2 protein-coding genes are annotated in these 3,753 nt (G+C 55.3%); one reads left to right on the top strand and one right to left on the bottom strand.

Annotated features, from left to right (window positions below; genetic code table 11):
* Positions 1-324: 324 nt before the first annotated feature.
* Positions 325-1,923 carry a prenyltransferase/squalene oxidase repeat-containing protein gene (locus RC85_RS25130; RefSeq protein WP_235033476.1) on the top strand — a complete coding sequence of 533 codons (1,599 nt, stop codon included), beginning with the start codon at positions 325-327 and terminating at the stop codon, positions 1,921-1,923.
* Between the two features lie 33 nt (positions 1,924-1,956).
* Here the strand turns inward: RC85_RS25130 and hisS are convergent, their stop codons facing one another.
* The gene (hisS, locus tag RC85_RS25135) at positions 1,957-3,291 is read right to left on the bottom strand and encodes a histidine--tRNA ligase (RefSeq protein ID WP_068267599.1); all 1,335 of its coding nucleotides are present in this window, start codon (positions 3,289-3,291) and stop codon (positions 1,957-1,959) included.
* Positions 3,292-3,753: the final 462 nt, after the last annotated feature.

The following is a 3,753-nucleotide window of genomic DNA, read 5'->3' on the forward strand; positions in this document are numbered from 1 at the left end:
CCCGTCCGCCTATCCCTCCAACCCGACACGACGACTTAACGAGGCTCCCGCTGCGCGATGAGCGCAGCGGGGGTAAGGGGGAAACCACCCCAAAACCCATCGAAAACGAGATAGTTCAACAAGTCGCCAAGACTTTCGGTTTGTCGAGTTGCCGAAACTCTTGGCGAGTTTCGCTACGCCAACTGTCGAGTTGCCGAAACTCTTGGCGAGTTTCGCTACGCCACTTATTGTTCCGACGGTCCTTCCACTCACGTCGCTTTCGCGAAATCCTGCTAAAATAAGAACGCAGCAGCACTCGAATTCTTCAACTCGAAATCATCTTTCATGGCTACTGACGCTCCATCGACCAAGGACAAGCCTCGATCAACGGCCGCGCCGACTTTGGATGGTGAAATCGAACCGTTGGCAAGGGATGACGAGATCGATGGCCATCGCCAGGGCGGTTTGCTTGGGTTGGTCCGAGCCGTCCCGGCGTGGATGATCAGCATGTTGGTTCACGTCGCAATTTTGTTGCTGCTGGGCCTGATCACGATCGCCGACCCGGTCAAGGTGGTCAACGTTTTGACCGCATCCAGCACCGAGGATGACGGCCCCGAGATCGAAGAGTTTGCGATCGAAGAAATCGATCCGGGCGAGATGTCGGAGACGGAGGAAATGTCCGAACCGATGCCCGAGATCAGCGAATCGATCGAGACGCTTGAACCGTTGGAAGTTGCTCCGATGGAAATGGCGGAGTTTGCGATGGAGATGCCGGACATGGCCGGCACCTTGGCTTCGCAGCCGTCGGAATTACAAACGCTGACGCAAATGATGATGCAACCGCTCGATAGCCGGTCTGCTGATTCAAAGAAACGGTTGCTGCGGGCTTACGGCGGCAATTCGTCCAGCGAAGCGGCGGTCACCAACGCTTTGAAGTGGCTTTCAAGGCACCAACTGCCCAATGGCGGTTGGACCTATCAACACAATTTAGTTTGCAACGGTGCCTGCGGCGATCCAGGCGAACCCAAACAAGCCAAGCGAGTGAACTCAGCGACCGCGATGGCGTTGCTGCCTTTCATGGGAGCCGGGCAAACACACGTGAAAGGTGACTACCGCAGCGTCGTCTATCGCGGGTTGAAGTTTCTGATCCAAAACGGAAAAGCTGGCAACCTGAACGGCTTGCCCGTGCTGGACTTCACCGGCGGCAACAGCAACATGTACGACCAAGGATTGGCGACGATTGCATTGTGCGAAGCGTACGCGATGACGGAAGATCCCGAGTTGCTGTATCCAGCGCAAGCGGCCGTGAACTTTGTTGCTGCGGCGCAATGTTCCGATGGCGGTTGGTATTACCAACCACGTCAACGTGACGGAGGCGACACGTCGGTAACCGGTTGGCAGGTGATGGCTCTGAAAAGTGCGCATATGGGACATCTGCTGGTGCCACCCAAATCTGTCCAAGGTTCAATTTTGTTTTTAGACAAAGTGGGATCGAAAGAAGGTGACATTTACGGTTATCGCAGCCGGATTAAGAAGGCGACCAATCGCCCCGGTTGCGTCGCTGTCGGATTGCTATGTCGCATGTACACCGGTTGGGACAAAACTCATCCCGGCATCGTCAAAGGCGTTGGTCACTTGTCCAAGATTGGCGTCGACAAACGAGACATCTATTACAACTATTACGCGGCGCAGGTCCTACGGCATTACGGCGGAAAAGATTGGGACAAGTTCAACGTCGAATTGCGTGACTGGCTCGTCGAAACACAAGCCCAAGGACGTGGTGACAAAGGCAGTTGGTTTTTCCCAAAAAGCAAGTCGCACCGCGGACCATTGGAAGGCGGCCGCCTAGCCAGCACCGCGTTCGCAACCATGATTTTGGAAGTCTACTACCGCCACATGCCGCTGTACGCCAAAGGCGCAGCCGAAGAAGATTTCCCGCTGTAAGGCGAAGCGGGAACGACCGCGAAGGCCGCCGAATCATTTTGCTGCCAGTGCATTGGTCACGAACGCCACTAGCTCTTTTGCGTCGTCGTGAATGTAAGCAACATCCGACGTTTCCTTCGACGCCAACGTTTTGACTTGCACCGTTGACGCGTCCCATTCGTTACCGCCAGCGATCAACGCCAACGTGAATCCTTTTTGGTCGGCGTACTTCAATTGAGCGCCCAGTTTCTTTGGCTCGGGATAAACCTCGACGCCAAGGCCTGCCGATCGCAGGTTCGCCGCCAGACGAAGATAGTCGTCGCGATGGTCGGCGTCGAAGTACGCAATAAAGATGGGTGCAGGCGCTGAGATTTTCGGCAGCAATTCCAGTTTCTCCATCGCCGCCAACAATCGATCAAGTCCAAGCGACGCGCCGATTCCGGGCAAGTGTTGTTTGGTGTACAGCCCAGCCAAGTTGTCGTACCGACCGCCGCTGCAAACACTTCCAATCTCGGGCAGATCATCCAGTGTCGTTTCAAAAATCACGCCGGTGTAATAGTCCAACCCGCGAGCGATCGAAACATCCAACTTGATCCGTCGCGCTGGAACACCCGATGCAACCGCGCCCTGATAAATCTCTTGCAGCCGATCGATGCCTGCCGCCGCGGTTTCGTTCCCGCCGGTTACCTCGGGCAACATCGCAAAGATCTCTTCCGGTGTTCCGTTGCAATCGGCGAGTCGCAAGACCGACTCGGCTTGGTCTTCGGTCACACCCGCAGCACTGACCATTTCAGCGATCGTTTTCTCACGACCGATTTTCGTAAGCTTGTCCAGGCTTCGCAAAACCGGAACCGTCGAATCAGACAACCCAAGACCTTCCAACAGGCCTGTCAAGATCGTGCGATTGTTCAAGCTGATGGTGAACCGATCAAAGCCGAGCGATTCCAACAGAGAGTTGATGACCGCAACCGCTTCGATATCGGCAAGCACCGATTCGGTCGCGATCGTGTCAAAGTCACACTGAACAAATTCGCGATAGCGACCCGCTTGCGGATTTTCGCCGCGCCAAACCGGCGCGATGTGATAACGTTTGAACGGTTTCCCAAGCGTCCCAATGTGCTGCGCCGCAAAGCGGGCAAGCGGTACCGTCAGGTCGAATCGCATCCCAACATCACGTCCGCCATTGTCCTGAAAGCGATAGATTTGGCGGTCAGTTTCATCACTGCCCTTGCCCGTCAGGATTTCAAGGTGCTCCAGAACCGGCGTGTCGATGGGTGCGAACCCGAACGATCGAAACACCTCCCGCGCCGTTTGCATCATCCGTTCGCGCGGAATCATGACTTCGGGTAAGTAGTCGCGAAAACCCTTCAGGGTACGTGGCTGAATCAAAGACATGATTAGGGAAGTTTGAAGGGTAAAGAGTGAAGGGTGAAAGTGTTGCTGCTTGGTTTAGCCGCGTGGGCATCGCCCAATGGCACTTACTTTAGATCGTTCGCTCTAAATTGCGTAGGCCGGAACAAGCGTAGCGCAGTTCCGGCAATTGCATTGTACGACGCCGAATTGCCGGAACTGCGCTGCGTTTGTTCCGGCCTAGGTTAACGCATTCAGTCAGTTCAATTCTAAAGTAAGTGCCATTGGGGTATCGCCCAACGCCGTGAAGGGTTTTTAAATCGTTTAACCGCGTTGGGCATCGCCCCGCGCGTCGTGCGGCTCCGAACGCGCGGGGCGATGCCCAACGCGGCTAAACGAACTAAGGAACGAGCGGGGAATAAGTGTCGCCTTTCGCAGAAGACGTCGTATTAACTACTGCCGGATTGGTGTCGTCACTCATCCCGAGGGAAGTCGAACAAA

The sequence above is a fragment of the Rubripirellula obstinata genome (assembly GCF_001642955.1).
In the GTDB taxonomy this organism is placed as follows: domain Bacteria; phylum Planctomycetota; class Planctomycetia; order Pirellulales; family Pirellulaceae; genus Rubripirellula; species Rubripirellula obstinata.

Excerpts from the sequence above, each read along its gene's own strand:
- RC85_RS25130 (WP_235033476.1), top strand. The coding sequence starts at position 325 with ATGGCTACTGACGCTCCATCGACCAAGGACAAGCCTCGATCAACGGCC.